This window comes from Wolbachia endosymbiont of Drosophila baimaii, from assembly GCF_028982185.1.
Classification (GTDB): Bacteria; Pseudomonadota; Alphaproteobacteria; order Rickettsiales; family Anaplasmataceae; genus Wolbachia; species Wolbachia pipientis.
The window spans coordinates 1-2,337 of record NZ_JAPQLE010000187.1; the positions used below are offsets into that span (position 1 = coordinate 1).

Genomic DNA, 2,337 nt, shown 5'->3' on the forward strand with positions numbered 1-2,337 from the left:
AAAACATTCCTCTATTCGAATCCTTTCGTCGTGCTGTTGATTCTGCCTTCCTATGACCTGTTCGGACTATTATGAGAAATGCTATATCTTGCATATCACCGATGATGTTGTATCATTTTTATCAACAAAAGTATTTGCAGCATTTGCATCAAATACAAAGGAGAGAATTAAAGCCACAAGTAGAAGAAAATTTTTCATTACGCCTCCGATAATTTCTATTTAATGCTGAATTATCCTTCACTTTGATTAAATTTAAGTAAATGGTGAGGATTTTTTGCTTAAAAGTATCCTTTATTTCATTTAGAATACTTTTCTTGGTTCGTCTATATTACAGTGCTACAGAAATTTTACAGCATCGTTTATTGCCTTTATTGTGCTTTGATTGACACAATTCATAATGATGGAGTGGAGCATGCAGGGTATTTATCATTTTTAATTCTGTTATCAATATTTCCTTTTCTCATCGTTTTAATGGCTGTGGCGTCAACATTCGCAAATTTTTTAGACCAGTACAACATTGGCTGGGTATTTATCATTGATAACATGCCACAGGATATTTTATCATCTTTGATGCCGCGTATTAGGGAGATAATATCAGGCCCGCCGCAAAGCTTACTAACTTTAGCAATTGTAGGTGCTGTTTGGACCGCTTCATCGACAATTGAAGGGCTTAGAACAATACTCAATAAGGCCTATAAAGTTCCGGTTTCGCCGCCTTATATATTAAGAAGAGTACTAAGTATATTACAATTTTTAGTAATCACGCTTATTATAACTCTAACTATAGTGTTTTCTACACTAGTACCAATGCTAATTGATTTTTCCTATCAGGGGCTAAGTTATACTAGGTATTTACTTATTGAATTTGTACTTTTCACAGTAGTCTCTTGGCTATATTTTATGTTACCAAACATAAAACAAAATTTATCAGACGTATTTCCTGGATCTTGTGTAGCTGTTATTCTTTGGACGATTTCTGCTTCAGCTTTTAAGCAATACTTAAAAGCTTCCTTTGACCAACTGGATTTGATATATGGAAGTTTAGGTGGTGTGGTAGTGTCATTACTATTTTTTTATATGCTAAGTTTGATTTTTATATATGGAGCAAAATTCAATTTTCAGCTAAAATATTTCAATGGATCTCGCTAAGGAGAAAGAAATGGGTAAGTTAGAAGGTAAAGTAGCTTTAATCACCGGAGCTTCAGGTGGAATAGGCCCTGCTGTTGCAAAAAGGTTTATAAGAGAAGGTGCATGTGTGATTCTGATTTCAAGATCTCTTGATAATCTCAAGCCACTATATAATGAAATTGAAGAGCTTGAAGAATTTAAAGAAGGCTCTGTGAAACTAATTCAGCTTGATCTTTTAGACTTTGAGAATGTAAAGATACTGACAAACATGATAGAAAGCCTGAAATTATCAGAATCTGGAGCACTTGATATATTAGTTGCGTGTGCTGGAATTTTAGGCAAACTGAACCCTATTCACGACTGTGAGATTGAAGAGCTACAGAACGTAATGAATACAAATTTTACTGCCAATTGGTACTTACTAAAAAACTTAGATCCAATGCTAAAAAAGTCTAATGCTGGAAGAGCGATATTCATGACATCAGAGGTGACACTTTCTCCTTCCTCTTACCCATATTGGATGCCGTATGCTGCAAGTAAAGCTGCACTAGAAATAATGGTGCAAATATATGCATCTGAAACAAAGCATACAAAATTATGTGTAAATGCTGTATACACGGAAGGACCTGTGGGTAGTGAGCAGGCATTTCCTGGATCTGAATTTGTGTCACCTGATGAACTAACAGACAAATTTGTGGAGTTAGCTTCTGAAGATTGCAGCGCATCAGGACAAATCTTACCGCTCAGCAAATCTCCCGAATAAATTACCATAGTATCTGCAAAGATACCGTTAAGCCCACAACTGTATGAACATTGTGATTTGAGAGTAATCTCCACTAGGAAGGATGTCATCCCAGTGCCTCTATGGTGTCATTCCAGTCTGGAATCTAGTCTTTATTATGCAGCCACTTATTTAAAGTTAAGTTTTCTGGATCCCAGTGTCTGGGCACTGGGATGACACCTCTGGGCACTGCCGTCATAAAGGAACCAGTGTCAGCTACTTGAATGACATCATTTGCTGTGCAATTTACCTTCAAAAATGAATGTTTGTACAGCTGTGTGTCAAGCACTGGAATCTGCCACGCAAATTGCAATGTTCGTACAGTTATGCGTCAAGCCTAAAAGTATAGCATTTCTCATAATAGTCCGAACAGGTCATAGGAAGGCAGAATCAACAGCACGACGAAAGGATTCGAATAGAGGAATGTT

Annotated in this window: 3 protein-coding genes and 1 pseudogene; 2 read left to right on the plus strand and 2 right to left on the minus strand. The window is 36.5% G+C overall.

All coding sequences use genetic code 11. The annotated features are described in order from the left end of the window. Positions 1 to 84: 84 nt before the first annotated feature. Positions 85 to 198: pseudogene (locus tag OZD66_RS05620) on the minus strand (TrbC/VirB2 family protein); the annotation flags it as partial. Positions 199 to 333: 135 nt separating this feature from the next. On the opposite strand from OZD66_RS05620, the gene OZD66_RS05625 reads away from it, so the two are divergent. Continuing rightward, positions 334 to 1,149, plus strand: a complete 816-nt coding sequence (locus tag OZD66_RS05625) for a YihY/virulence factor BrkB family protein (protein ID WP_182368067.1) — start codon at positions 334 to 336, stop codon at positions 1,147 to 1,149. Next, positions 1,136 to 1,891 carry an SDR family oxidoreductase gene (locus tag OZD66_RS05630; RefSeq protein ID WP_182368070.1) on the plus strand — a complete coding sequence of 252 codons (756 nt, stop codon included), beginning with the start codon at positions 1,136 to 1,138 and terminating at the stop codon, positions 1,889 to 1,891. Before OZD66_RS05625 ends, OZD66_RS05630 begins: the two co-directional genes overlap by 14 nt. Positions 1,892 to 2,015: 124 nt before the next feature. On the opposite strand, the gene OZD66_RS05635 is transcribed toward OZD66_RS05630, so the two are convergent. Further along, positions 2,016 to 2,165, minus strand: coding sequence for a WPE palindromic element domain-containing protein (locus tag OZD66_RS05635; protein ID WP_253303634.1), 150 nt, complete (start codon positions 2,163 to 2,165; stop codon positions 2,016 to 2,018). Between the last annotated feature and the right edge of the window lie 172 nt (positions 2,166 to 2,337).

Coding starts and splice junctions, on each gene's coding strand:
- OZD66_RS05630 (WP_182368070.1), top strand. CDS start 1,136: ATGGATCTCGCTAAGGAGAAAGAAATGGGTAAGTTAGAAGGTAAAGTA.